This window comes from Neobacillus sp. SuZ13, from assembly GCF_030123365.1.
Classification (GTDB): domain Bacteria; phylum Bacillota; class Bacilli; order Bacillales; family Cytobacillaceae; genus Neobacillus.
This window is the reverse complement of the sequence record NZ_CP126107.1, coordinates 2,043,488-2,070,055: the sequence shown is the minus strand read 5'-3', so window position 1 is coordinate 2,070,055 and position 26,568 is coordinate 2,043,488. Positions and strand designations below refer to the sequence as shown.

The window sequence follows — 26,568 nt, the reverse complement described above, 5'->3', positions numbered from 1 at the left end:
TTATTTTTGAACAATTGAGAAAGCAAATTTCCTTTCGGTTCACGGTCTGCAGCTTTCTCGTTTTCCGCTGTTTTATGCGTTATTGTTTGCATGTTTTCCTACCCCCTAAACTCTACTTCTAGTCATATATTTCATAATACGTTCCTGAGTTGCTTCTTCTTTGGAAACTTCACCAGTTATTCTGCCTTCATTCATTACATACACTCGGTCACAAATTCCAAGAATTTCTGGTAATTCTGAAGAAATAACTAAAATCCCTTTTCCATCTGAAGCCAACTGATTAATAATCGTATATATTTCATACTTTGCGCCTACATCTATGCCGCGGGTAGGTTCATCTAAAATCAAAATGTCAGGCTCTGAAAAAATCCATTTACTTAATACAACTTTTTGTTGATTTCCACCACTAAGATTTCCAGTTTTCTGATAAATACTTGGAGTTTTGATCTTTAATTTTTCACGGAATTGTTCCGATTCAATAATTTCTTGATTCTTATTAATAACAAATTTATTTGTTATCTTATTTAGACTGGCTAATGTAATGTTTTGTTTAATGTCATCCATTAAAATGAGCCCGTTTCCCTTTCGATCTTCAGAAACATAAGCGATTCCATGTTCAATTGCCTGACTAACATTATTCAAATGGATTTCTTTATTATCCTTAAATATTTGTCCTGTTATTTTCTTTCCGTACGATTTTCCAAAGATACTCATTGCCAGCTCAGTTCTTCCGGCACCCATCAAGCCGGCTATACCAACAATCTCACCTTTACGAATATGAAAATTCACATCATCAATAGATTTTTGATTCGTATGCAATGGGTGAAAGACATTCCAGTTTTTCACTTCAAAAATAGTATTTCCTATTTTCGCTTCCCTTTTTGGATAGCGATTCGTTAATTCTCTTCCAACCATTCCCTTGATAATTCTATCCTCTGAAATTTTGTCTTTCTTCATATCTAGTGTTTCTACAGTTTGACCGTCACGCAGAATGGTGATGGAATCCGCCACTTTGGAAATTTCATTCAATTTATGCGATATAATAATGGCTGACATGCCTTGTTTTTTTAATTCTAATAACAGATTTAATAGATTTTCACTGTCGTGTTCATTTAAAGCAGCAGTAGGTTCATCCAATATTAATAATTTTACATTTTTAGAAAGTGCCTTCGCTATTTCAGTTAATTGTTGTTTTCCAACGCCCAAGTTTGCCGTTTTTGTATTTGGTGATTCGTTTAATCCTACCTTTTTCAGCAATTCTCTCGTTCTTAACACAGTTTCATTCCAATTGATAATTCCATTTTTCGCCTGTTCGTTACCAAGGAAGATATTTTCAGCAATCGATAGGTGTGGAATCAATGCGAGTTCTTGGTGAATAATAACAATCCCTAATTCTTCACTTTGTTTGATGTCTTTGAATTTACAAACGTTTCCATTAAACAGTATGTCCCCGGTGTACGAACCATGTGGGTAGACACCACTCAATACCTTCATTAATGTAGATTTCCCAGCCCCATTCTCTCCACATAAAGCGTGAATTTCTCCCTCTTTTATCTTTAAATTTACATTTTGAAGAGCTTTGACTCCTGGGAACTCTTTTGTAATATTCCTCATTTCTAAAATAATCTTTGACAAATTTCACCACACCCTCACAATTTGATAAAATGAGTTAGTGACATTTAATCAACAGTCACTAACTCATTTTCATTACTCATTATTTACTCAGTTCTTCCTTTTTGTAATATCCCGAGTCAACTAGTACAGACTCATAGTTAGTTTTATCAACAGAAACTGGTTCTAATAGATAGGAAGGAACGACTTTTTTCCCATTGTCGTACGTTTTGGTATCATTCACTTCAGCTTTTTTGCCCTTTAAAACGGCATCAGCCATAGAAACGGCTTTTTTGGCCAATTCCCTCGTGTCTTTAAACACTGTTTGTGTTTGTTCACCATTTATTATTGATTTAATAGAAGCTAGTTCAGCATCTTGTCCAGTGATAACAGGAAGTGGTTTAGCAGCTGATCCATATCCAACACCTTTTAAAGATGATATGATACCGATGCTAATTCCATCATATGGAGATAAAACGGCATCCACCTTGTCGGAAGTATAGTGAGCACTTAATAGATTATCCATCCTTGCTTGTGCAACTGCGCCGTCCCATCTTAATGTGGCACCTTGATCAAATGAATTTTGACCGCTTTTCACTACTAACTTCCCCGATTCAATGTACGGTTTTAATATTGACATGGCGCCATCAAAGAAGAAATAAGCATTATTATCATCTGGTGAGCCTGCAAATAACTCGATATTGAATGGGCCCTTTCCTGCTTTTAAACCTAATTTTTCTTCAATGTAAGTGCCTTGTTGAACACCTACTTTAAAGTTGTCAAATGTTGCATAGTAGCTAACATATTTGCTGTTTTTAATTAAACGATCATATGCAATGACTTTAATTTCTTGCTTGTTTGCTTTGTCTAAAACATCTGTTAAGGCTTCACCGTCAATTGACGCAATGACTAAAACGTTTACACCTTTTGTAATCATATTCTCGATTTGAGATACCTGATTCTCTACTACGTCTTCTGCATATTGCAAGTCCACTTTATACCCTAACTTTTCAAATTCTTTTTTCATATTTTGACCGTCACTTACCCATCTTTCCGATGACTTTGTAGGCATTGCAATACCTACAAATCCGCTATCTCCACTAGTACTTTTACTTCCACACGCTGCCAACGAAAATAACAATGTTATTAACATAACTACCGACAACAACTTTTTCATCTGAATCGCCCCTTTGTTTTTTAGATTTTATTCTTTTCCATGTTATGAATATATCACCCTCTCATTTTTACGTCTTTTCAATAAAACAACTATTTTTATAAAAATTTAACTTACTTTTAAGCGCTTTCAATATTTGCCAGATTACAAAAAAGGACAGTCCAAATTATTTCATTTGGACTGTCCTAAAATTCGAATTTAACTAAATAAACTATATTACAATAATTCTGTACTAGCTGCCGAAACTGTAAAACCGGCACCTTTTCGATACTGATTGGGAGAGACACCCATTACTTTTTTAAAAGCAGTACTAAAATAATGCTGCGTGTCATAACCAACTTTTTCAGCGATTTCAAGAATAGAAAGTTCTGTGGAATTTAGCAACAGAAGTGCCTTGCTGATACGCATATTTGTAATTATACTAACAAAAGAAGTCCCTAATTCCTTTTTCATGATCCTGCTTAAATAAACAGGAGATACGTGCAGATACTGTGCCAATGATTCCAATGTTAAACCTGTGTCTGAAAAATGTTCGCTAAGATAGAATCTCGCTCGCCGGACGATCGGCGAGATTTTTAAATTTTCATAAATCATTGTTTCGCAATGTCTATAAATTTCAGAGATCACAAATGTTTCTCCTGTAACTTTCTCAAAGTGCATATTCGGTGTCGTGGTCATATAATTTTTTAATTTCTTTGATAAAAATAATACGAAATCTTCTTGTTCACATCCCCAAATACAAACGATTATAAACCCTGAAGGATCACGAAAAACAACTTTTTGGAAAGGTTCAAGTGCATCAGCTACGATATTTTCAGTAAAATTAAATAATTGCTCATTATTTTCATTCAATAAAGGTTTATTGATATAAATTTCATGACATTGGATAAGACCAATCTGTTTCGGGCATTGTATAGGCAATTGTAAGAATTTTAGTTGTTTAATAATATCAGATTCTGTCAAATTCCCTTTCATCCACTCCTGACAAAAGTTTTGCTGTAAGAGAGGGATATTTTTAATAATTTGGTCTTTCGCTAGTGCTAAATACTCACTTTGCTTCTCACTTTCCTCCAATTGACTTCTAATACGCTGAAGGACGTTTTTCAATTGATTGGGATTTGCAGGTTTGAGAATATAATCATTAACATTTAAGCGTAATGCTTCTTGGGCATAAGTAAATTCGTCATGTCCTGAAATTATGATAATTTTACAGTTAGGCAACCCTTCTCGAACATGTTTAATTAAGGTCAAACCATCTATAATTGGCATATTCAAATCTACCAGCAATATGTCTACTGAATATTCGATGGCAATTTCGAATGCTTCTTCTCCATCTTCCGCTTCTGCGACAACTTTCATATGAAGTTCTTGCCAATTGACCGATTCACGTATACCTTCCCGAATAATCGGTTCATCATCAGCAATCAATACCTTCCAATGATTTGGCACACAATTTTCTCCCCTTTCGAACTCTATCATCGCTTCATTTTTCTTTAATGGCAGGAAGTACAACCTTCACTGTTGTACCTTTACCTATTTCACTATCAATTGATATACCGTATTCATCACCAAAAGTCAGTTTAATTCTGGCTTGGACATTAATCATTCCGTACCCGAAATTCTCACTTCCTTTATAGTGTTGAGATTGAGTGATTAACGTTCCCAATTTACTTCTTAGAGCTTCCAGCTTTTCATTGGGAATTCCCTTCCCATCATCTTTAACATGAAAAACTATTTTTCCTTCATGTTCTTCTGCTTTTACACTAATATGACCAGGTCCCCGCCTCTCTTTGATTCCATGATATATAGCGTTTTCTACAATTGGCTGTAATACAAGTTTTAATACATTGATCCTTTCTACATTTGAAGCAATATCTAATGTGTAATGTAATTTTTCTTGATATCTAGCTTTTTGAATCTTTAGATAACTGCTAATATGCTCCATTTCTTCTTTTAGAGGAATAATATCGTTACCTTTACTTAACCCAATACGGAAAAGCCTTGATAACGACTCTACCAATTCAGCAACTTCTTCTGCACCTTTTTTACGGGCCAACCAATGAATAGTGTCTAATGTATTGTAAAGGAAATGAGGTTTAATATGAGCCTGTAGACTCCGTAGTTCAGCTTCACGTTTTTGGCGCTCTTGCTGCTCATTTAGTGTAATTAGTTTGTTAATTTGAACAAGCATGGTATTAAAGCTGCGCCCAAGTAACCCTATTTCATCCATTCGTTCTCCTTTGTAACGGACAGAAAAATCTCCTAATTCTGCTTTTTGCATAAACGACATGAGTTGCCTGATGGGTCTTGACATAGAATAGGATAAATAATAAGAGGCCCCAAGGCCAAACAAACACACGAAGAAAACGAAACTTATCACATAAAAATGAATTTCCCTTACCTCGAATACTGATTCTTTTGTAGAAAATACACCTACAGTTGTCCAACCGGTAAAAGGAGACTTACTGTAAATGAATTGAAGCTTATTGCCTTTGACTTGTTTAGAGAAATTACCATCTTCATTTGAATGGAACCAATCAATCGGAATCTTGTTTAGAAAGGGCTCTGATGGCGAGTAGATATTTTCGCCTTTATCGTCAATCACCATTAAATAACCGGTTTTCCCTAAGCGAACATCTTTTGTTGCTTCCGATATAACTCTCAGTTTCATATCAATTAATATAACACCCTTTACTTGCTGGGTATCAGGGTCTAAAATAGCTCGTACAACTGACACAACCTCATCATCCTTGTAATGTACATGGCTAGTTATGTTTCTGTTAGAGGGGTGCCCTAATATTTTGAATATCCCTTCACTTTCTACAGCAGCTTGGTACCATGATTCTTCCGTAAGGCTTTTCTTTGAGCGGGTATACATGTCGTTACTGATGTACTGACCATTGCTGTTTACCACAAGAATGCCTGCTGCTTCGGGATACAAAGTTGTAAGTCCTTGCAGAAATGTTTGTATCTGATAATCATCATTTAGCCGTTTGCCTTGCTGACTTTTTTTCTCGTACAAAAATTGCTTAATTTCCGGGTTAAAAGCTATCAAATAACTCATGTTTTGCATGTTACCGGCGTAGAAATCCAGAGTTTTATTGACCTGACCAATTAGCTGAAGTGTATTTTGATTCACTTGTCTCTCGATAATGTGGTTTACAGTCCATCCCGTCAGAAACCCAAGACCAATGGAAGGCAGAATACTGATTAGCATCAATAGAATAATTAACTTAAATCGTATTGGAAGATTGTTTATTATAAAAAGTTTATTTTTGTCTAATTTCTTCAAATCTCTCATATTCTTGGTGGCTCACTTTGCATAGTAATTTTCTACATTTTCTTTAGTAACAATAGAAATCCCTGTATCTACATATGATGTCATTTGAGGTTGATCTGAAAATTCACGTTTTATTATTGGAGAATTTTTATGTTGGAGATCAAATAAGAACAGTAAAGACCAAAACCCCATCCTCCAAGTACCTTGAGCCAAGGTTGCAGATATAGTACCGTCTTTTATCAAATCCAGAGTTGGTTTATCTGTATCAAAACTTACAATTTTCACTTTTTGATTCCTCTTTAGAATACCAACAGCTTCACCGACCCCAACCCCTCCATTGGCTTCTGTAGCAAAAATCCCTTTCAAATCTGGATGATTCTTTAAAAGGTCCATAGCTACCTTCCTTGAAACAAACTGATCTCCCTTTCCATCTTTTACTGCTATCACCTCTATTCCTGCTGTTTTCTTAATTGTGTCTAGAAATCCCTTTGTTCTTTCCTGGTGATTTAATTGATTTGGTGATGTTATAACAGCCACTTTTCCTTTAGCACCCATTAATTCAGCTAACTTTTGCGCTGCCGTTATGCCAGCTTTATAATTATCAGTGCCCAAAAATGAAGACACTTTGTCCGAGGGAGCACCTGAGTCAAATAAAACGATAGGAATACCCGCATCCTTTGCTTTTTCAAAAGTGATAGATAATGCGTCAGGGTCAATAGCAGAAATCGCAATACCCGCTGGCTTTTTGGCTATTACCTGTTCAATCACAGTAATTTGTTCATGTATATCATGCTGTGTTGCTCCACGGTACTCAACTGATACATTCAACTTCTGAGCTGCATCCTCAAACCCTTTTAAAGAGCCTTTCCAATAGTCAATTCCTGACTGGAAAGTAACCATTACGTACTTCTCACTAATTCCCTCTTGGCTTTCTCTTTGAATTTTCTCTAAATGAGATAATTGCGACTCATTAAAATGATAGTTATACATATAAAGAAAGTAGGAGATTAACAGAAAGACATAAATTAGTAATAGTTTTTTCACTTATAAACCCCCTTCCAAAGGTCATAGAGAAAGCGATTACAATAAAAGTTCACTGTACATACCATTCGAACAGTCCTCATCTCTTTATTTAGACGGCTATTTCACTCTTTTCTCTTTGAATGATTCTAATGAAAAAAACAATAAATGTATTTATAAAAATCAAGAATTGTTTATAATAATCTGCTATTTTTTGGTTAGCGTTAAAAGGTAAATTGGAATTAGTATTATCATCTATGATCGCACTGGGGAGAGGATAAATGCAAAGAAGCCAAGGCTTTTTTTAAAAGCACTTGGCTGATTTGGCATTTCTATTTTTACTCATATATTTCTGATACTACCTATTACATATCCTAGTTCTATTCCAAAACTTTCGGTACCGATACAGGCTTTAGTGATGAGGATTCAATATCCTCGCCTTCCCACACAAATACCTTCACTTTGTGACCATCCAATTTGTAAGGAAGCTTCATACTCACAGAAAAAGATGACTTAGAACCTGCTGCTATGCTTTGGGTCTGAGATTGGGAGTCTACTAGTCTATTTTCACCGTCATATAGAACCATTGTCACTAAAATAGATTGGGTAATACTTTTATTGCTACTAACCTGAACTTTAGCACTTAACTTTTCTTTCGGTTGTAGTTTTAATGAACTAAAATCAGTGACGACCGAAAAATCCGCATTGTCATCAACAGTTACTTTTGCCTCTACCGGAATAGTAGGTCCTGGTACTTTTCCGTTTACTGGAACACTTGAGAAATTCGGTGTACCATCTGCATTCCAAGTTATTCTCTTCACTCTTGTATGCCTGTTTGGATCATACAGGGGATCTCCTTGAATATCCTTGTAGGAGCGGGCATGATAAACAAGGATATCCGTTTTCCCATCTTCCGCTACAGTAAAGGCATTATGTCCCGGTCCGTACAGGCCCGTTGTTTCATCGCTTTTCAACACTGGTTCTGGCGATTTCTTCCATGATTTAGGATCCAATAAATCACTAGTTTCCGAAGCGGTCAATAACCCCAAACTATAGTTAGCATCGGTGGCGCTTGCAGAAAAAGTCATGAATATTTTCCCATTCCGTTTTAAAACACTCGGTGCCTCATTGACCCAAAATCCCTGTCTTTCCCAAGCGTAATCCGGAGTGGAGATCATAACCGGTTTCCCTGCAATCGTCCATGGATTACTCATTTCCGCGATATAAAGATTTGAATTTCCGCCATCCTTCTGTGCCCAGGCGAAATAACGTTTGCCATTGTTCTCAAATGTGGTGGAATCTAAAGAAAAATTGGTGAAGGCCGTACTGCCTGCTGGTTTTTGCATCATGCCTTTTTCTGTCCATGTTCCTGTAAGTGGGTTCGCATCCCCGCACTCGAGAACATATGGACGGATTTTCCAAATATCTTCCGCTGCACCCGCTGCAAAGTAAATGTACCATTTTCCATCAATAAAATGGATTTCAGGGGCCCAAATATGCGCTCCCATATCCCCTGTAGCGTGTTTGGTCCAAATTACTTTTTCCTCTGCTGTAGCAAGGCCCTGGAGAGTTTTTGCTCTCCGCAACACAATACGGTTATATTCAGGAACCGATGCTGTGAAATAATAATAGCCATCTGTATGTTTAAAAATGTGAGGATCTGCTCTTTGCTCAATCAAGGGGTCAGTATATTCATAGGTTGTCGCCTCGCCTTTTACAGTAAAGGTTCCGGTTTTTGAATAATCTTGTTTGTTCACTTCTGCCCAATCCACATTGAGTGTTCCAGTAGATCCGTCACTATAATGTACATCTACAGTAGATGGAAGCTGTGGAGCGGTGCCCTGTTTTGTCTTAACGTTCACCTCGTCAACTTTAGCAATCTTAGTAACACTTATATTGGCAACAGGCTGGATTTTGGTACCATAAACCGATCCCTTGACTTCAAGCTTCCCAACTTGTGAGAAATCATCATTTGAAATAGGGTCCCACTCTACATCAAGTTGCTCAGTATGACCATCGAAATGGTGTACAGTTACCTTCTTAGGAAACTTTGGCGGGAAATCTACCATTGTTCTCAGATTCACGTCATCAATCGATACGATACTATCAGCCAGCACAGTGACGTTAAAGGTTTTCATTTCTGTATAACCATTCCGGTTAATTGTTGCTGTCAAGGAAACACTTGCATCCTTCTGGTCTTTTGCAGGTCTTGTCACTACACCTGTATTGGAAATTACTGAAGGAGAGTCAGATTTCCAAGAAATCGATACCCCACCGTCAGCAGTCACAGGTAATTTTAAATCTTGTATGACTTTTGAAGTATCACCAAGAGTCAGAGTTTTAGCAATCCTTCCAACGGCTTCTTGGTCAGTCATAGATTCTGAGACAAGCTGCTGGATTTCATCAGCACTCAATCCTCTGTTATAGATGCGGAAATCACTCACTTTACCGTCTAAATAAGGATCGGGCCAATTCGATTTTCCGATATAGTTATAGGCAGTTTCCCCGAAATCGGACGGTTTCTTGGTTGAAGTTCCCGTGGCACCAATCTTGCCATTAACATAGATTGTGTAAGCTGTTCCGGTTTTGCTGATAGAGATATGTGTCCATTCACCGACCTTCGGAGCACTCGGAGTTGCATCTGCAACTCGTCCTACTACATCCAAATACAAGTTTTCAGTAAGGAAGATTTTACCTGCATTAGCTCCTGTTCCGAAATCAAAAATTCGAGTCCAATCACCTGTTTTTGAATCCAAATATACCCATGTGGAGATGGTGAAATTATCCAGAGTACTCATAATACCTGTTGGTAGCTGCACATATTGGCTTTTCGTATGATCAAGATCAATACCGGTCCTGCCGTCCACGGTAGTTAGGGAAGCCCCGTTCATAACGGTGGCATCCTTGCCATGACCCGAGGCATCAGTTATGGATGTCCCGATTAACTTATCGAATTTATACCAAGATGTGAGGCCTTCCTCTGTTACTGAAACACTTCCAGTTGACTGTTGAACAGCACTTGTTGTTTCTGGAGTTAATGTTGCAGCCCAAGAAGGAACAACCGTTGTTGGAACCGACAAAAGTGTGACTGCCAGTGCACAATGAATTGTTTTTTTCAACTTCATATTTAATCCCTCCTTATGATTCTTATATAAGATTGACTTTTTAGTTTACTAGATTGTCTCTCCTAAACTAGTGCTTAGATACCTAGTTAAGTATTCCAAGATATTTATTGATTTTGTGGTCCGGGCTTATATTGGAAGCTGGTATTCACAATTTCATTTAAGCCTGTAGCACCGAGACTTACATCATATTTGCCAGCTGCATGATTCGAAAGTGTAAAGTTATAACTGAATTTACCATCATCTTCAGTGGTTATTTGATCAAGATAATCCAATTTGCCATTAGGTGCTGTAACTCTAACAGCCACATCCGTCCCTTTTTTCTGGGTCAGATAGCCCTCAATTATTACTTTTCTATTGTTCACAGATATTTTTAAATCCTTTATAGTTGTAGGCAACTGTTTTTCTACAGTAATTGTAGCCGAATCAGTAAATTGTCCTTCGTCAGTTGTGGCAATGATATCAGCCTTACCAGGAGATTTTGCAGTAATTGTAACGGTTGTCTTACCATCTTCAGGATTATATGTTGGTTTAGAAATGGATACCACATTAGGGTCACTGGAAGTAAAAGTCACTTTTTGATTAATTACACTATTTGGTAATACAACAGCAGACATACTGCTTTCATCATTTTCTTGCAGTGTAAGGCTATCAATATCCAGTTGGACATCCTTTACATCTGCTTCTGACATCTTAAATGTTGCATTCTCTTTATCCCCTTCGGTATTCACTTGCTCTAACTTCAATAAGTAATCTTTTTGCTTAATATATAAATTCGGGAAGTTATATGACTGAAAGGAAGTCCAGTTCGAATCCGATAAACCTGGAACCTTTTTAAACGTGGCATCAGCTTTGAATAGATTTGACCCGTCATTTTTTACAAGAGCGAGAACATTATTACTATGTCTTAAATAATATCCTGGCTTATTCACAGACTGAATGGAAACATACTCCTCTCCTGAATTCGCTAGTCCAGGGACTATCTGCCATCTGGCATCAAAATTTGAAATATTTAATGCGTCTAAAGGATCAATCCGTGCATCATTGTTATAGTGCCTAATATAGCGGTCTAGGAAACTGTACGACTGCAGCTTTTGTCCTTCACCATCCAAGCCTGTGGAAGTAGGGACAACTTTTTTTATTGTGCCGTCGGGATTGTAGTATAATCGATCGATTGAGACTGAGCGTCTGTATGAACTTCCGGTTGGCAAAGCAGCGCTATGATAAATAATGTACGACTTTCCTTTGAAATCAATAATGGATTGATGACTAGTATTACTATTGTTTTTATCATTAGGGTCTGAGGTGAACGGATCCATAAGCATTCCCTTATATTCCCATGGACCGGTAGGACTTTCACTCATCGCGTAAGCTAGACCTTCTGGCCAATTATGAGCAAATGATAAATAATATTTGCCATTTCGCTTATGAATCCACGGAGCTTCTGTAAAACCACCTTTCAAGTTGTTGATGGTAACCTTTTGAATTTCCCCGTTCAGCTCGATCATGTTCGGTTTGAGCTTTGCATAGTATGGATACGAATTTCCCCAGTATAGGTAACCCTGTCCATCATCATCTATCATTACTGTAGGATCAATATCATCCCAAGAAATATTTGAAGTCGTCATTTGATTGGTAATCAATGGCTTTCCAAGTGCGTCCTTAAACCCTTCCGTTGGACTTTTGGAGGTAGCTACACCAATACAATATCCACTACCGTCCTTATTATTAGTGGCCACATACCAATAATAGGTACCGTCTCTCTCGATTACTTGACTCGCCCATGCGGCATCTTCCCTTGCCCATGAGAAGGTATCCTTGACGCTTAGTGACCCCTCTTGTTTCCAGTTCACCATATCAGTGGTAGAATAAATAACCCATTCTGGCATGTAATAGAAGTTTCCACCTGCATTTGCTTCATCGTGTCCTGCATAGAGATAAACCTTGTCACCCTGAACGAGCGCTGCCGGGTCTCCGGTGAACTTATCCTTAATGATAGGGTTATCCGCATAGGCTGCAGTTGAAAAAGATGATAATAGTAGTGTTGATAACATAATTTTCGATACTACTTTTTTCATAAGGTTGTGAAATACCTCCTTAAAAGATCATATTTAAACGCTTTCATATGTGAGAGTATATCAAATCAGTTGTAGACAATCTTTATAAAAATCTACGATATTTTATAAAATACAACACATTATTTTTATTGCAAAATTTTCGGTAGAAATTGCATACTAGTTTAACTAAGTATATTAAAAAGAAAAATAGACCTTAAAACCACTTTTACCGTGGTTTCAAGGTCTATTCACTAGATGTTTAAATGAAGCTTATTATTGTTCATATAAGCAATAACCATGTTCAATTCTTCTATCCCTGTTCCTAGTTAGTTCTAGTCTTAATAAGCCCGATTAATGAAATCCCGTTTGGCGTTCTCCTGACTAAAAATCCCTTCCTCTGTGACGATTTTGACCGGAATCTCTTTTCCTTCCGTATAATCCATTATCACTTTCATTAATTCAGGCCCTAACATCGGATTACACTCCACTGTCAAATTCAACTTACCTGCAAACAGGGCATTAAAGGCTTCTTTTGTAGCATCTACTGAAATGATCAAAATGTCTTTACCAGGCCTTTTCCCATACTCTTCGATGGCCTCAATCGCTCCCAGCGCCATGTCATCATTATGGGCGTAAACTACCTGAATTTCCTCCCCATACTTTTCCAGGTAATCTTTCATGACACTCCTGCCTGCTTCTTTCGTAAAATCCCCTGATTGAGAAGCGATGATGTGATAGTTCGAATGGTTTCTTAGCAGCTCCTCAAATCCCTTTTTCCGATAAACAGTTGGTGAAGCACCCGGTGTCCCCTGCAATTCTACAATATTTATGTTCTTTTTTACTCCTTTGGTTTGTTCTAAAAGCCATCTGGCAGCTCTCCTTCCCTCTTCCTGAAAATCAGAGCCAATAGAGGTCAGCCAAAGGGTATCATCTTTGAGGCTCAATTCCCGGTCCGTCAAAATCACAGGGATTCCAGCCATTTTTGCCTCTTTCAAAACATCTTCATACCCCGTTTGCACAATCGGAGAAAACGCAATAATATCTACCCTTTCCCGAATAAAATTCCGAATAGCTTTTATTTGATTATTCATACTTTGATTGGCATTTTTAAATTTAAGCTCAATTCCAAAGTCTTGGGCGGCTTTTTTGATAGAGCTGGAATTGGCTGCTCGCCAGCTGCTTTCTTTACCAACTTGTACAAATCCTAGTTCAATCCTATTTTTTTGTTGTTTAGAAATATTTAATGTATTTTGCTTGGTTTGTACATATTGGTCCACATTATCTTTCGTAATTTTATTCACACGTAAAAGAATTTTTTTGGGAATACCCGATTTTCCTTGCAATAGATCCATTGCATACTGAATAGATTCTTTGCCACCCGTCCTATAGGCGAAGGTCCCCTTCAAAATGTTACGTCTAACCAAATCAAGTCCTCCATCATCACCTTCTAGTCCATCCACGCCAATGATATTAAATCCTTGAATTCCCTTTTTTTCTAATGCCCTATGTACCCCAAGTGCCATTGCATCACTATGTGCGAAGACGAAATTGATTTTGCGGTTCTTTTTTAGCCTCTTTATTACCTCATCTTCGGCCTTATCTCTATTCCAATCTGCAACTATCGTATCCACCTGGTGAATATTCGGATGATTTTCGATTATTTCTTTGAAGCCCTTACTTCTTTCAATCACTGGAGGTGATTGGGAAAGTCCTTGTATTTCTACTAAATTTACTTTTTTATCTCCAGCCAGATCTGCCACCAATTGCCCTGCGTTTCTTCCAATGACCTCATTGGCTGGTCCAATAAATAAGCTATAATCATACCCATCGATTGCTCGACCTAAGACGATAACGGGTATTTTTTTATGCACCTTAGCGATTATAGGTGTTAAACTTTTGGAATCATTAGTGGAGATAATCAACAAGTCAATCCCAAAATCAAGTAATTTATTAATATCTTGCTTTTGTTTATCAATACTATGAGCTGCATCAGTATAAATTACATGCAAATCTTTATATCGATCTGATTCACTTTTAATTTCATTATTCATCGCTACTCGCCAAGGTTCAGTTAAATTTGCCTGGGACACACCTATAACAAATTTTGTCCCTTCATTCGACTGGTGAGAAGCATGCGCTGCTTTATAGCCAAACCATCCAAGGATTATTAAGACTAAAATTGCCATCCAATATCTTTTCTTAATCCGAAACCCAGCTTTCACTAATGCCCTGCCTCCTTAACATAATTAGAAGGAGATACACCCATTACCTTTTTAAAAGCTGTACTAAAATAATGCTGAGTGTTATAACCGACTTTATCCGCAATTTCATAAATTTTGTATGATGGGTTTTCCATAAATTTAATCGCATATTGAATCCTGACTTGGGTTAAGTAATCGATAAAGGAAGATCCTAATTCCTCCTTTAAAAGCCGGCTTAAATAACTTGGACTAACATTAACTTCTTGAGCTACCTCCTGGAGGGTTAAATCTTGTTTATAATAGTGTCTCTCAATATATCTTTTAGCCAATATAACCACAGGCAGAATCATAGATTGTTCGTTAAGCTCTTTGATGAAATGACTATAAACATCTGGGATTTCGGTTGGTGGCTTTTCTACAACTTTTTTGGCTATCATTATTTTTTTACTTGTCAACTTTTCGATAACCTCTTCAAATTGGTCACATAATAGATCCATTGGTTCTAACTCTTCCGAAGGAATCATTACTACGATATGATTGCTTTCATCTCGGAAGACAACACGCGGCTTGAAAGCCTCGAGTAATTCATCGATAATGTTTTGCATGCTAAAAAACAATAGGTCCATTTCCCAAGCATCTCCGATATTTCCTTCTGCAGCTAGCCTGATAGGCTTCATTACAAAGATCCCAACTTTTTCCCAATCTAGTTGAAAATAGTGGAGCTGCTTATGTATTTCTTCTTCATTTAACTGCCCTTTAACCCACTTGCATAGAAAGCTGTTTCTAACCAAATCGACATTCTCTTCCAATTGTTCATTCATCCATTGGACCCTTTGATTACTTCTTCTAGATTCATTTAGATGGTTGACCGCTTTGGTAACAGTTCTTTTCAAGTCATCAGGATTAACCGGTTTTAGTAAGTATTCAAAAACATTTAATCTCAGGGCCTCCTGTGCGTAAGAAAATTCATCATGTCCACTAATTATTATAATAATGGATGAAGGCAGTTTATTTTTCAGTTTTCCAATCAATTGCAATCCATTAAGGAAAGGCATATTAATATCCAAAAAAAGAATATCAGGCTTAACCTCCAGCGCCAACTCATATGCAGTCTCCCCATCTTGAGCCTCACCTGCAATTTGAATATTCCATTCATCCCAATTCAGCGATTTTTTCAGACCCCTAATAATTTTAGGTTCATCATCAGCAATAAGTAATTTCAACACTTTCATCCCCCCCTATTAAATGAAAGAAAAACTTATCAACTTGACACATCTCGTACGATTGGGTGCCAAATCTCTACTGTTGTACCTTGATTTTCTATGCTATGAACATTTAACCCGTAGTCATTTCCAAAAGAGAGCTTTATTCTTTCATTTACATTCAACATTCCATATCCGCTCGAATCTTCGCCGCCTATCATCCCTGTTTTTTGCAGTCGTTGATTTAATTTTGTTATCATTTCTGGATTCATTCCACTTCCATCATCCGTTACACTAAGAAACAGCTTGTTGTCAATAATCTTTACTTGAATTAATATTTTTCCTCGACCTCTCTTGGTTTTAATCGCATGATAGATCGAGTTTTCTACCAGAGGTTGTAAAATGAGTTTGAGAACAAAAAGTTCTCTCGCTTCCTCCTGCACGTCGATAACATAATCAAACTTATCTTCATATCTAGTCATCTGAATAATCAGATAACTTTCTATGTGCGCGATCTCTTCTAATACCTTTATACTTTCTCTTCCCTTACTCAAGCCAATCCTAAAAAGTTTTGTCAACGCATCAATCACGTCCATAATGTCCTTTGCTTGATATTCCATGGCCATCCACTTAATGGTATCAAATGTATTGTAAAGAAAATGAGGCTTAATTTGCTCTTGCAGAACTTTTAACTCTGCCTCACGCTTTCGTTTCTCTATCAAATTAATCAGGTTGAGAAGGTTTTTAATCGATTCAATCATGCTATTAAAACTGTCTCCAAGCTGTTTAATTTCGTCTTCATTTTTACTCTCAAATTTATTGTCCAAATCTCCTTGTGCTGCTTTTTTCATTAGCGAGCTAAGTTGGCCGAGAGGCCTGGTAATCGACGATGTGAAAAAAGCGGCTGCAATAATGGCCAGAATTAACACAACCATTGCTATTATTCCTGCAGTCCATCTCATATCCTTTATAAAAGCAAGCGTTTCGTTAATTGAGAAAACTCCAACAATCTTCCATTTTGTATATTTAGAGTAGTCATACATCACTTGGAAATCAGTATCTTGAATGTTTTTAATAAAGCTTCCTGATTTTCTATTATTGAACCAAGAATCCTTTATACGATATACGATTTTATTAACTGGGGTATATACTATACGAGACTGTTCATCTATAACATACACAAATCCATGCGCACCAAAGCCCATATTCCGGATTTCATTATTAATTGTATCAAGCTTCCAATCTATCAGAATAACTCCCAAAACTTTACCTGTTTTTTCATTTATGACCGCTTTGGTGACTGAAAGGACTTCATCCGCGCTGTATTTTGGACTTGTGGTGAGGTTCCTGCCGATTGGCCTGCTTTCCAAATGAATCACAGAAGGAGCATTAGCTGCTTGCTTATACCAACTCTCATTGGTTAGAGGATCTCTTGTCGTTCTGGACATTTCATTACTAATTAACAAGTCGGACTTATTAACTATTAAAACCCCAGCAATCTCAGGGTGTGTATCCGTATACATTTTCATCTGCTTCTTTATTTTAGATTGCAGACCCGCAGAGGACTTTTGTACGAGCAAAAAATCGCTTACATTTTCGGTCCTGCTTAAATACTCTGTAATATTTTCTAATTCCTTAATATGAGACTCAATATTTTTTTTCACCTGCTCAATATCTTTCCTCGTATGATCATTCGCTTGCTGTTCAATCTGCTTTGAATATTGATGAGCCGGTAATGCTGTTGAGATGGTTATAGATAGTAAGATAATTGTAATAAATATACAAATAAGCTTAAAATATAAAGATTTGTTTCTAAAAAACCAATAAATGATCTATCCCTCCTGTTAATTCTTTATGAAGTAAAAAATTAATTTTTAAAGATGAATACCCTTTCAAAAAAGATATTATCAATAAAATTTTCTAGGTTATCATACTAGTTTTACTCATTTTATGTCGATATATAGACATTTGTATTATAAGTATAATACCAAAAAGCAATGCCGTAAAACATTGCTTTTTGAGGATTATTATAAGATTTTATTTCATCCACGATCATTTCTATAGGGAGTTTTATAAAAAATCCGCTGCAGCGGACCCTCCATATTTATAGAATTTAATAGATTTCTTGTTGTTTAAACAAAATATATGATCTCCATTTAAGAAGCGTTTATTGCTGCTCTTTGGATGGCCAGTCCCTTAGTATAACGTTTCATAAAATGCTCAAATCCTTCTACATCCTTAGGATCAGGAGACATAGTCAAACCAGCTTTTTCTGCAAATACTTTTTGGCTTAAATACTCTTCCAACTTTTCATTATCCGCTTTGTTAATCATATAAGAGGCAAGCAGGGCGATCCCCCATGCTCCACCTTCTCCTGCCGTTTCCATAACGGAAACTGGAACATTGAGAGCAGCGGCCATGATACTCTGTCCAACACCTTTGGTCTTAAACATGCCGCCATGACCTAAGATTTCATCCAGTTTTACTTCTTCTTGTTTGAGAAGAATATCCATACCAATTTTCAGCGCACCCAATGCTGTAAATAAATGAACACGTATGAAATTGGCTAGGTTGAAATTGCTATCTGCTGAACGAACAAACAATGGACGACCTTCTTCGAAGTGGGTAATATGTTCACCGGAAAGATAGCCATAAGCGAGCAGACCGCCGCAATCCGAATCTCCATGAAGAGCCAAATGATAGAGAGTTCCATACAACTTATTCATGTCAACTTCCATACCCATTGCTTTTGAAAATTCGTCAAACAATCCAATCCATGCATTCAAGTCTGAAGAACAGTTGTTAGAATGAGCCATAGCTACCAAGTTACCAGTAGGTGTGGTAACTTGGTCGATCTCGGAATAGACTTTGGACAGTTCCTTTTCCAATACAACCATTGCAAAAACAGAAGTTCCGGCAGAAACATTACCAGTACGCTTCGCTACGCTGTTTGTTGCTACCATACCTGTTCCTGCGTCACCTTCAGGCGGACAAAGTGGAATACCAGCCCTCAGCTCTCCGGTAACATCCAATAGTTTTGCTCCTTCTTCAGTTAGGACTCCGGCGTTTTCACCTGCGACCAAAACATTAGGTAGAATATCTTCAAGTTTCCATGGCAGAAAATTAGATGCAATCAATTCATTGAATTGATCAATCATTTTCTGATTATAGTTCTTCGTATTCAAGTCAATTGGAAATACACCGGATGCTTCACCAACACCCAAAACCTTATTTCCGGTCAGTTTCCAATGGATATAACCAGCTAGAGTTGTTTGGAAGCTAATGTCAGAAATATGTTCTTCCTGATTCAAGATGGCCTGATACAAATGGGCAATACTCCATCTTTGAGGAATGTGGTAGTTAAACAGTTCCGTGAGTACTTTTGAAGCCTGTTCGGTAATATTGTTACGCCATGTGCGAAAAGGTACCAGAAGCTCTCCCTCTTTGTCGAATGTCATATAGCCATGCATCATCGCACTAAAACCGATTGCTCCTATAGTTTGTAAGGTGACACCATATTGCTGTTTCACATCGTTAGTCATCTTTTGATAGCTGTCTTGTACACCCTTCCAAATATCCTCGACGCTATAGGTCCAGATATTGTGCACATAGCTATTTTCCCAGTCATGGCTGCCCGATGCGATCGGCATATTATCTTCTCCAATGAGAATAGCTTTAATTCGGGTTGAACCAAGTTCAATACCAAGAACTGTTTTTCCACTTTGAATGGCGTTTTTTATATCAAGCTTCATGTTATTTCCCTCCCAAACCTTAAAGCTGAAAATTAGGGCAACTATCTCTAATAGGCCCTTGTTTCCTTCATTATTTCTGTTTAAATCATCTTACTTTTTTACTATTTACGATAGATAACTTCATTCCAACGTAATTCGTTATTGAAAGATTCGGTTTTAGTATCGTTGTTAATTACGACCATCTCAATTCCAGTCAATTCAGCAAAGTCTCTCAACTGTTCAGTTGTTACTTTGTAAGAGTAGCCAGTATGGTGGGCTCCTCCAGCCAGAATCCAATTTTCAACGGCTTGACTTAAGGATGGTTGGGTTTTCCATAATACCCGGGCAACAGGGAGATTTGGCATGTCTTTTTCTGGCTGTACAGCATCCACTTCATTTACAAGAAGACGGAAACGATGTCCAAGGTCTACGATGGTCGCATTCAATGCTGAGCAGCCGCCTCTTCCATCAAATACAATTCGGGCAGGATCTTCTTTACCGCCGATCCCAAGTGGATGAACCTCGATTTTAGGACGAGTGGCAGAGATGGTTGGGCAAACTTCAAGCATGTGAGAACCAAGAACCATTTCATTCCCTGGCTCAAAATGATACGTATAATCTTCCATGAAGGAAGTTCCATCGTTGCCTGCAATAATTTTCATCAATCTTACAAGAGCAGCCGTTTTCCAATCCCCTTCACCAGCAAAACCATAGCCTTGTTCCATTAAACGCTGTACCGCTAAACCAGGAAGCTGACGGATGCCATGTAAATCCTCGAAAGTAGTAGTAAATGCTGTGTAGCCGCCTTCCGTCAAGAATGCCTTCATGCCAAGCTCAATTCTCGCTTGATAACGGATGGAATCGCGAACCGGACCATCAGTAAGTCCTTCAGGAGTTATATCATATTGCTGTTCATATTCAGCCATTAACTGATCCACTTCCTGTTCAGTCACATCATTTATGCGTTGAACCAGGTCACCAACACCGTAACCATTAACTGTCCAGCCAAACTTAATTTGTGCTTCTACTTTGTCACCTTCCGTTACAGCAACTTGGCGCATATTATCACCAAATCTCGCAATCTTAAGGTTTTTGCTTTCCTCAAACGCCACAGCTGTACTCATCCAGCTGCCCACACGCTCTCTTACTTCTGGGTTTTCCCAATGCCCTACTACAACTTTACGCTTAACATTCATACGTGCTGCAATAAAACCATGTTCACGGTCACCATGTGCTGCTTGATTCAAGTTCATGAAATCCATATCGATTGAATCCCAAGGGATATCACGGTTAAATTGTGTAGCTAAATGAAGATAAGGTTTTTGAAGCGAAGAAAGGCCAGCAATCCACATTTTTGAAGGCGAGAATGTGTGCATCCATGTAATGATTCCCGCACAATTTTGGTCAGCATTTGCTTCTAGGATCAATTTGCGAATTGAATCTGAATCCTTTAATACTGATTTAAAAATTAATTTATGGGTGACTTGAGAATCATCATCCATACCATTAACAATGGTTCTTGAGTTTACTTCCACTTGACGAAGTACATCTTCTCCGTATAATAATTGACTCCCTGTTACAAACCAGAATTCATAGGCTTTTGTTGTTAACAATGTAATTCCTCCTAAATAAAAGATATTTATCTATCAAATTATTAATTGGTACTCTTTAAGTATTCGTACGTACAAGTTACCTTAGTTTAAGGCGAATATGTTCCTCATAGACTACTTTTGTCCGTAATAGGCATTAACACCATGCTTACGAAGATAATGTTTATCAAGCAAGAATTGGTCGATCTCCTTTATTTGCGGGTTTAGCATAAAAGTGTTTAATGCCATTTTGGCCACTTCTTCTAAAACGACAGCATTGTGTACCGCTTGTTTGGCATTTTTTCCCCAGCTAAATGGAGCATGACCTGATAATAAAATTCCTGGCATTGAAACAGGATTAAGGCCTTCCTTTTCAAAGGTTTCAATGATGACATTTCCTGTCTCAAGCTCATATCCACGTTCAATTTCCTCTTCAGTCAAGGTGCGTGTACAAGGAATTTCTCCATAAAAATAATCCGCATGCGTAGTACCAAGGGCAGGTATCCGCCGCCCTGCTTGAGCCCAGCTTGTTGCCCATGGAGAGTGAGTATGTACTATTCCTCCTATTTGTGGAAAGCCACGATATAAGGCAAGGTGTGTTGGGGTATCGGAAGAAGGTCTTAAGGTCCCTTCAACAATTTTCCCGTCCAAATCTAATACAACGAGATCATCTATATGTAACTCATCATACGGTACACCACTTGGTTTAATAACCACGAGGCCTGTTTGACGGTCAATACCGCTTACATTTCCCCATGTAAAAGTGACCAAACCATGTTTTGGCAGATGAAGATTCGCTTCCAAAACATCCTTTTTCAATCGTTCTAACATAACGTCTCCTCCTTTTACTATAATTCACTTCAGTTATCCTTACAACTTATTCAAAACCCTAAACTTGTACGTATAACTTTAATTTAGATTTTACCATCTTTTAAATTTTTTACAATGCATTTTTTATCTTAAATTTACTAGTTAACTATAAATCTTTGATCTTTTCTAAAAGAAAAAAATTTATCATGGTCAACTCGTTATTTATTTGTTAGGATATGATTATTAAAAATGTTGTACGTATATGTTATAAATAGTGCTTTAAAGTTGAAAGTGGTGATATAGTGGCTTCAAAAACTAAATACAATATAGTCAAGGAAAAAATAACAGATTGGATTACGAGCGGAAAGGTGAAACCCGGTGAAAAGATTTATTCTGAAAATGAGTTAGTTAAAATTTTCGGGGTAAGCAGACATACCATTCGACAAGCCGTGGGGGATCTGGTACATGAAGGTTTGCTATATAGAGAACAAGGCGCAGGAACCTTTTGCTCCTTCAAAAAAGATCAAACAATGGAGCAAACTCCATCCTTCATCCATACATCCAATACAAACGGGAAAAATATCGGTGTGATAACGACATACATCTCAGATTATATTTTCCCATCCATTATAAAAGGAATTGAATCCCATTTAACTGCTCAAGGATATACTTTAACCCTTGCTTGTACGGATAACGATGTGGAAAAGGAAAAACAATGTCTACAGACAATGTTAAGCCGAAATATTGATGGCCTTATCGTAGAACCAACAAAAAGCAGCCAGTACAACCCGAATATACATTACTATCTGGAATTGGAGCAAAACAACATTCCTTATTTAATGATTAACCAATTCTATTCTCAGTTGATACCTCCACACATGATTATGAATGATGAACATGGCGGTTTTATTGCAACTGAACATTTAATTAAACTTGGACACGAGAAAATCATTGGACTTTTTAAAAACGATGACCTTCAAGGTGTAAACCGAATGCAAGGCTTTATCCGTGCTTTTAGAGAACACCGCCTTCCATTTTTCCCAGAAATGGTTATTTCCTTTACAACAGAAGATCAAAATAACAACTTGTTGGAACGATTAGAGAATTTCTTTAGAACAAACTCTATGCCTACCGCAATCGTTTGTTACAACGATCAGCTTGCATTAAATGTTTTAAATATGGTAAGACGGCTTGGACTTCGTGTTCCTGAGGATATATCAATCGTGAGCTTTGATGATTCATCTTTGGCAGTGGCAACAGACGTGAAACTAACATCTATTGCCCATCCTAAAATGGAAATGGGCATTGAAGCAGCTAAATGGATTGTTTCTGCTGTTGAGAAAAAAGGGGATCGTCCTCCATCCATTGTATATGAGCCAAATTTAGTCATAAGAAATTCTACAGCTCCATTTGTGAAGGTACAAAGTTAGTAAGTGCCCAATCACTTATGAATAATAAATGAAATGGACCATCAGACTCGTATAAAGTCTAATGGTCCATTTCATTTATCAAATCCAAGATGGATGACAGCTTATAATCGAGTTCATTCGTTAACATCTAAAAAAATAGCCGCCATTCTTTCGATAAAACAGCAGACCAACCATTAAACTTTTTTGATTTTCTTTTAACTTAATAACACATTAATTTTCCATTTTCATAAAGTGAGTTGAATTCGGATAAAGAATTTCCATTAAAATCCAAAGCAAGTATAGAAAATTATCAGCCTGTTTGCTATCCGTATCTAATACCAATATTTTAAAATACTTTTTTGCTTGGTTAATTAGCTTTTTTAAAAACAATCTTCCAATACTGTTTCTCCTATACTTCTTATTAACATAAAACCTTCTCAACCTACCGATATATAGTTGATTTGAAAAAGGGTCTTTATTTAGTCCACCAATGGGAACTATTACACCTTATTTATTAAAAACACCAACAGCATATATGTAAAAAAATAGTTTTATCGAAAGTTCGAAAAGTCTAAAAATTCAGTCATACCAATGTTTTTGGCGGGACTGCACGGGAATCGAATCCACCAGATCTGGCACGTGGTCTCAGGCGTTTTGAAGTTTGCTGGCACCTGTCTTTCTAGTATCTTGATATACCCTCAAGTCTTGATAAATCAAGCTTTCATGCTATCTAGTGTTTTCTTGTGATTCGTAATTTTAAAAATTTAGGCACCAAGCATGTCACCAAGGCACCTAGTTAATTTAGTTTTTGTTCGGACTAATCTTACACAATTTCATTTTTTATCCAATAATAACTACCTATACTTAAATTCCTCTGAATTCAGGCGTTTCACTTCATAAAAAAATACTTGAATGAATTTTTTTGTATTTACTCGAGTTTGAGTTGCTTGTATTGTTGTATTTTTTTGCAATTCCTTGATCCTTTGGTGGACGACGGTAAAATCAAAAAATTTTGAAGCATAATTTTCAAACTTTTGATTTGAAAAATCTGTTAAACCTAGCGACGCAAAATGATTTAACGAATGAGTAATCGCCCTGCGAATGCGTTGTTCGGAAGCTTTAATCTCTCGATTAATATCAACTTGTGAAGCTGATAGTCCAAGTTTTTTTTTCGATATTTGTACAAATATCTCTTTAAGGGTTGGAAAATGTTGTTCAAAAGTATGTGTAAGTTCATACTTAAATAAATATTGAAGAATTTCTATTAAATCTTTATGCCCATTTTCTCCTACGATCCCTAATTCAGCCAACAGAAATTCTCCGACCTCTAGAATTCTTTTTTCATTTAAAATATTGGATTTGTCAACTTTTGGCTGATTCAAATTTAATAAACTATTTAAAGAGGTTTGGATAACATTAATCGATCTTTCTAAATTGATCCGTTCCATTACTTTTCGAATAACTGTTAATACTTCAATCCGATTAATTGGTTTGCTAATATAATAATCGATTCCGTGAGAGAACGCTTCACCAATTAGTTCTTTTGATTCAACTTGTGAAATCATGATAATTTTTCCAGAAAACTCACCTTTTATATGACGAATTGTTTCAATACCATCACGGATTGGCATTAATAAATCAATAAATAAAATATCAATTTGTTTTAAATTCAAAATGTGTCCTTCTAATAGGCAGCCATCTTCGGCTTCCCCTACCACTTCTCCCAGATCTTCGTCTTCAATTATTTGGCTTAAGATTGAATGAATAGCACTATCATCATCCGTTATAAAAAAACGCATGGACCCACCCTTACCCTTTCTGTATCAAATTCATTATTGGTAACTCGATTGAAAAAACAACGCCGTTGCTATGATTATTCTGGAATAGGATCTCCCCTCCAAGGTCTTTCACTACTTCTTTTACATATGAAAGTCCAATCCCTGTTGAAGGTATTCCTAAATGATCATACTTCGAGGTAAATCCAGGCTGAAAGATAGCATTTTCATATTTTCCAGGGATGCCAGGTCCAGTATCAGCAACTTGAAATACAACAGTATCACTAAGTTCACGCAGACTTAAACGAACGCTTCCCTTTTCTATTATTGCTTCCACTGCATTCGCTACTAAATTATTGATGAGAGATAACACGGTATAAACATGATAATTGGGATGGTTCCCTTCTACGGAATATAAAAATTTAATCTCTTTTCCTAGTGAGTCGGCATATTTTTTATTTATTTGTATAATTAATTGAATTAATTCAGCAGCATTCATATAGTCTTGAAAACTTTCATTCGTAATTAATTTTGAGAGCCCGGCAAAAATTCGTTGGTTATCTTTTTTAACTTCATGAATTTCACCAGCAATACGTAATAACTTTTGGCTAAACTGCTGGTTTAAAACATGATGTCGTTGTTCCTGTTCTTTTAAATTGCGATATAAATGATAAGATTCCTTTGTAATATTCTCTATATTTTTTAATGTTTTTTTTAAATAAACCTTTTCCTCATATAAATTGGAAATAAGCATGAACATGTGTTCATTTTGTTTTCTAATTTGTCTTTCCCTCTTCTGTACTTCATACAATTTCATCATATTGAAAAAGCTAAGAACAATAAAACTGTGGGTGAACGCGATCATGATGATCTCACTTAGTTTCGTGAAGGTTATCGTTGTTTCTAATACGAAATATTGAATCATTAGTTCAAACATATCGGACAAAATTTCGATTAAAAGGCCAATAAATCCGATCATTAAGGGTCTATTTTGAAAGCGGTTGGTTTTCACTAAAAAAAACAGCAAAGAATAAGTGAAATAATAGAAAAAACTGGGATACTGGGCTTGGAAGGAGGATGTCCAATCAAAATTCTCCTGCTCAATAAGGTCTAAAAGAATACGAAAATGAACAACCGCTGTTCCTGTTAAAAAACCCGGTAAAACTGCTGGTGTTTTCTGCAGCAGTAACAATAAAAAGAAAAATGCCGGGGCACCTAAGCTTACTCGAAATGTTTCATTTAACGGATAAAACTTTATTTCACCTGCCAGTGGAACGGTTAATACCATTAGAACAAGAATATAGACGTCTTTTTTAACTATAGTACTTAGGTTCAAGGAGTCACCTCCCTAGTTTTATTTGAAATCAGTATACAGTCTCATCGACCTCAATACAACGCTAAAATGATTTATAAGAAATCTCTTACTAATTGGGCTCTCCCATATTTGAAATTTATTTTTTAGTTATTTTGTAGTTTTCCGTCAGATTATATAGTTCCAATCATAAATTAAAGCTAGGTTTTTATGGAAATATTCTGAAAGCGCTTAAAGGTATTCAATTTTCATGTCTTTATACCAGTCTATTATTA

The 26,568-nt window shown here is 36.7% G+C and carries 17 protein-coding genes; 1 reads left to right on the top strand and 16 read right to left on the bottom strand.

Annotation, left to right across the window (positions count from 1 at the left end; translation table 11 throughout):
• Positions 1 to 105: 105 nt before the first annotated feature.
• The 13 genes from mmsA to araD form a co-directional block, all read right to left on the bottom strand.
• Positions 106 to 1,635: a multiple monosaccharide ABC transporter ATP-binding protein gene (gene mmsA / locus QNH17_RS10005; RefSeq protein ID WP_283878529.1), complete on the bottom strand. Its 1,530-nt coding sequence runs from the start codon at positions 1,633 to 1,635 to the stop codon at positions 106 to 108.
• 79 nt (positions 1,636 to 1,714) lie between these two features.
• Complete coding sequence (chvE, locus tag QNH17_RS10000) at positions 1,715 to 2,788, bottom strand: multiple monosaccharide ABC transporter substrate-binding protein (RefSeq protein WP_283878528.1); 1,074 nt, start codon at positions 2,786 to 2,788, stop codon at positions 1,715 to 1,717.
• A 213-nt stretch (positions 2,789 to 3,001) separates the two neighbouring features.
• Complete coding sequence (locus tag QNH17_RS09995) at positions 3,002 to 4,234, bottom strand: response regulator transcription factor (RefSeq protein ID WP_283878527.1); 1,233 nt, start codon at positions 4,232 to 4,234, stop codon at positions 3,002 to 3,004.
• A 34-nt stretch (positions 4,235 to 4,268) separates the two neighbouring features.
• Entirely contained in the window at positions 4,269 to 6,086 is a 1,818-nt protein-coding gene (locus QNH17_RS09990) for a cache domain-containing sensor histidine kinase (protein ID WP_283878526.1), read from the bottom strand.
• Between the two features lie 12 nt (positions 6,087 to 6,098).
• Positions 6,099 to 7,109: a substrate-binding domain-containing protein gene (locus tag QNH17_RS09985; protein WP_283878525.1), complete on the bottom strand. Its 1,011-nt coding sequence runs from the start codon at positions 7,107 to 7,109 to the stop codon at positions 6,099 to 6,101.
• Positions 7,110 to 7,465: 356 nt separating this feature from the next.
• Complete coding sequence (locus QNH17_RS09980) at positions 7,466 to 10,210, bottom strand: family 43 glycosylhydrolase (RefSeq protein WP_283878524.1); 2,745 nt, start codon at positions 10,208 to 10,210, stop codon at positions 7,466 to 7,468.
• A gap of 104 nt (positions 10,211 to 10,314) precedes the next feature.
• Positions 10,315 to 12,285: a family 43 glycosylhydrolase gene (locus QNH17_RS09975; RefSeq protein ID WP_283878523.1), complete on the bottom strand. Its 1,971-nt coding sequence runs from the start codon at positions 12,283 to 12,285 to the stop codon at positions 10,315 to 10,317.
• A gap of 317 nt (positions 12,286 to 12,602) precedes the next feature.
• A complete protein-coding gene (locus QNH17_RS09970) occupies positions 12,603 to 14,486 on the bottom strand; it encodes a substrate-binding domain-containing protein (RefSeq protein WP_283878522.1) in 1,884 nt (627 codons plus the stop codon).
• Entirely contained in the window at positions 14,486 to 15,691 is a 1,206-nt protein-coding gene (locus QNH17_RS09965) for a response regulator transcription factor (protein WP_283878521.1), read from the bottom strand. Before QNH17_RS09965 ends, QNH17_RS09970 begins: the two co-directional genes overlap by 1 nt.
• A 35-nt stretch (positions 15,692 to 15,726) precedes the next feature.
• The gene (locus QNH17_RS09960) at positions 15,727 to 17,376 is read right to left on the bottom strand and encodes a cache domain-containing sensor histidine kinase (RefSeq protein ID WP_283879474.1); all 1,650 of its coding nucleotides are present in this window, start codon (positions 17,374 to 17,376) and stop codon (positions 15,727 to 15,729) included.
• Between the two features lie 447 nt (positions 17,377 to 17,823).
• On the bottom strand, positions 17,824 to 19,419 hold the full coding sequence (locus QNH17_RS09955; RefSeq protein ID WP_283878520.1) for a xylulokinase: 1,596 nt from the start codon (positions 19,417 to 19,419) through the stop codon (positions 17,824 to 17,826).
• 101 nt (positions 19,420 to 19,520) lie between these two features.
• The gene (gene araA / locus QNH17_RS09950; RefSeq protein ID WP_283878519.1) at positions 19,521 to 21,011 is read right to left on the bottom strand and encodes an L-arabinose isomerase; all 1,491 of its coding nucleotides are present in this window, start codon (positions 21,009 to 21,011) and stop codon (positions 19,521 to 19,523) included.
• 111 nt (positions 21,012 to 21,122) lie between these two features.
• On the bottom strand, positions 21,123 to 21,818 hold the full coding sequence (araD, locus tag QNH17_RS09945; protein ID WP_283878518.1) for an L-ribulose-5-phosphate 4-epimerase: 696 nt from the start codon (positions 21,816 to 21,818) through the stop codon (positions 21,123 to 21,125).
• A 281-nt stretch (positions 21,819 to 22,099) separates the two neighbouring features.
• Between araD and QNH17_RS09940 the strand changes: the two genes are divergently transcribed.
• Entirely contained in the window at positions 22,100 to 23,227 is a 1,128-nt protein-coding gene (locus QNH17_RS09940; protein WP_283878517.1) for a GntR family transcriptional regulator, read from the top strand.
• A gap of 210 nt (positions 23,228 to 23,437) precedes the next feature.
• On the opposite strand, the gene QNH17_RS29970 is transcribed toward QNH17_RS09940, so the two are convergent.
• The 3 genes from QNH17_RS29970 to QNH17_RS09930 form a co-directional block, all read right to left on the bottom strand.
• Positions 23,438 to 23,698: a GNAT family N-acetyltransferase gene (locus QNH17_RS29970; RefSeq protein WP_481858616.1), complete on the bottom strand. Its 261-nt coding sequence runs from the start codon at positions 23,696 to 23,698 to the stop codon at positions 23,438 to 23,440.
• Between the two features lie 362 nt (positions 23,699 to 24,060).
• The gene (locus QNH17_RS09935; protein WP_283878516.1) at positions 24,061 to 25,005 is read right to left on the bottom strand and encodes a response regulator; all 945 of its coding nucleotides are present in this window, start codon (positions 25,003 to 25,005) and stop codon (positions 24,061 to 24,063) included.
• A 10-nt stretch (positions 25,006 to 25,015) separates the two neighbouring features.
• Positions 25,016 to 26,269, bottom strand: coding sequence for a sensor histidine kinase (locus QNH17_RS09930; RefSeq protein ID WP_283879473.1), 1,254 nt, complete (start codon positions 26,267 to 26,269; stop codon positions 25,016 to 25,018).
• Positions 26,270 to 26,568 lie beyond the last annotated feature (299 nt).

Excerpts from the sequence above, each read along its gene's own strand:
- QNH17_RS09935 (WP_283878516.1), bottom strand. The coding sequence starts at position 25,005 with ATGCGTTTTTTTATAACGGATGATGATAGTGCTATTCATTCAATCTTA.
- QNH17_RS09930 (WP_283879473.1), bottom strand. The coding sequence starts at position 26,269 with ATGGTATTAACCGTTCCACTGGCAGGTGAAATAAAGTTTTATCCGTTA.
- QNH17_RS09955 (WP_283878520.1), bottom strand. The coding sequence starts at position 19,419 with ATGAAGCTTGATATAAAAAACGCCATTCAAAGTGGAAAAACAGTTCTT.
- QNH17_RS09990 (WP_283878526.1), bottom strand. The coding sequence starts at position 6,086 with ATGAGAGATTTGAAGAAATTAGACAAAAATAAACTTTTTATAATAAAC.
- QNH17_RS09975 (WP_283878523.1), bottom strand. The coding sequence starts at position 12,285 with ATGAAAAAAGTAGTATCGAAAATTATGTTATCAACACTACTATTATCA.
- QNH17_RS09980 (WP_283878524.1), bottom strand. The coding sequence starts at position 10,210 with ATGAAGTTGAAAAAAACAATTCATTGTGCACTGGCAGTCACACTTTTG.
- chvE (WP_283878528.1), bottom strand. The coding sequence starts at position 2,788 with ATGAAAAAGTTGTTGTCGGTAGTTATGTTAATAACATTGTTATTTTCG.
- araD (WP_283878518.1), bottom strand. The coding sequence starts at position 21,818 with ATGTTAGAACGATTGAAAAAGGATGTTTTGGAAGCGAATCTTCATCTG.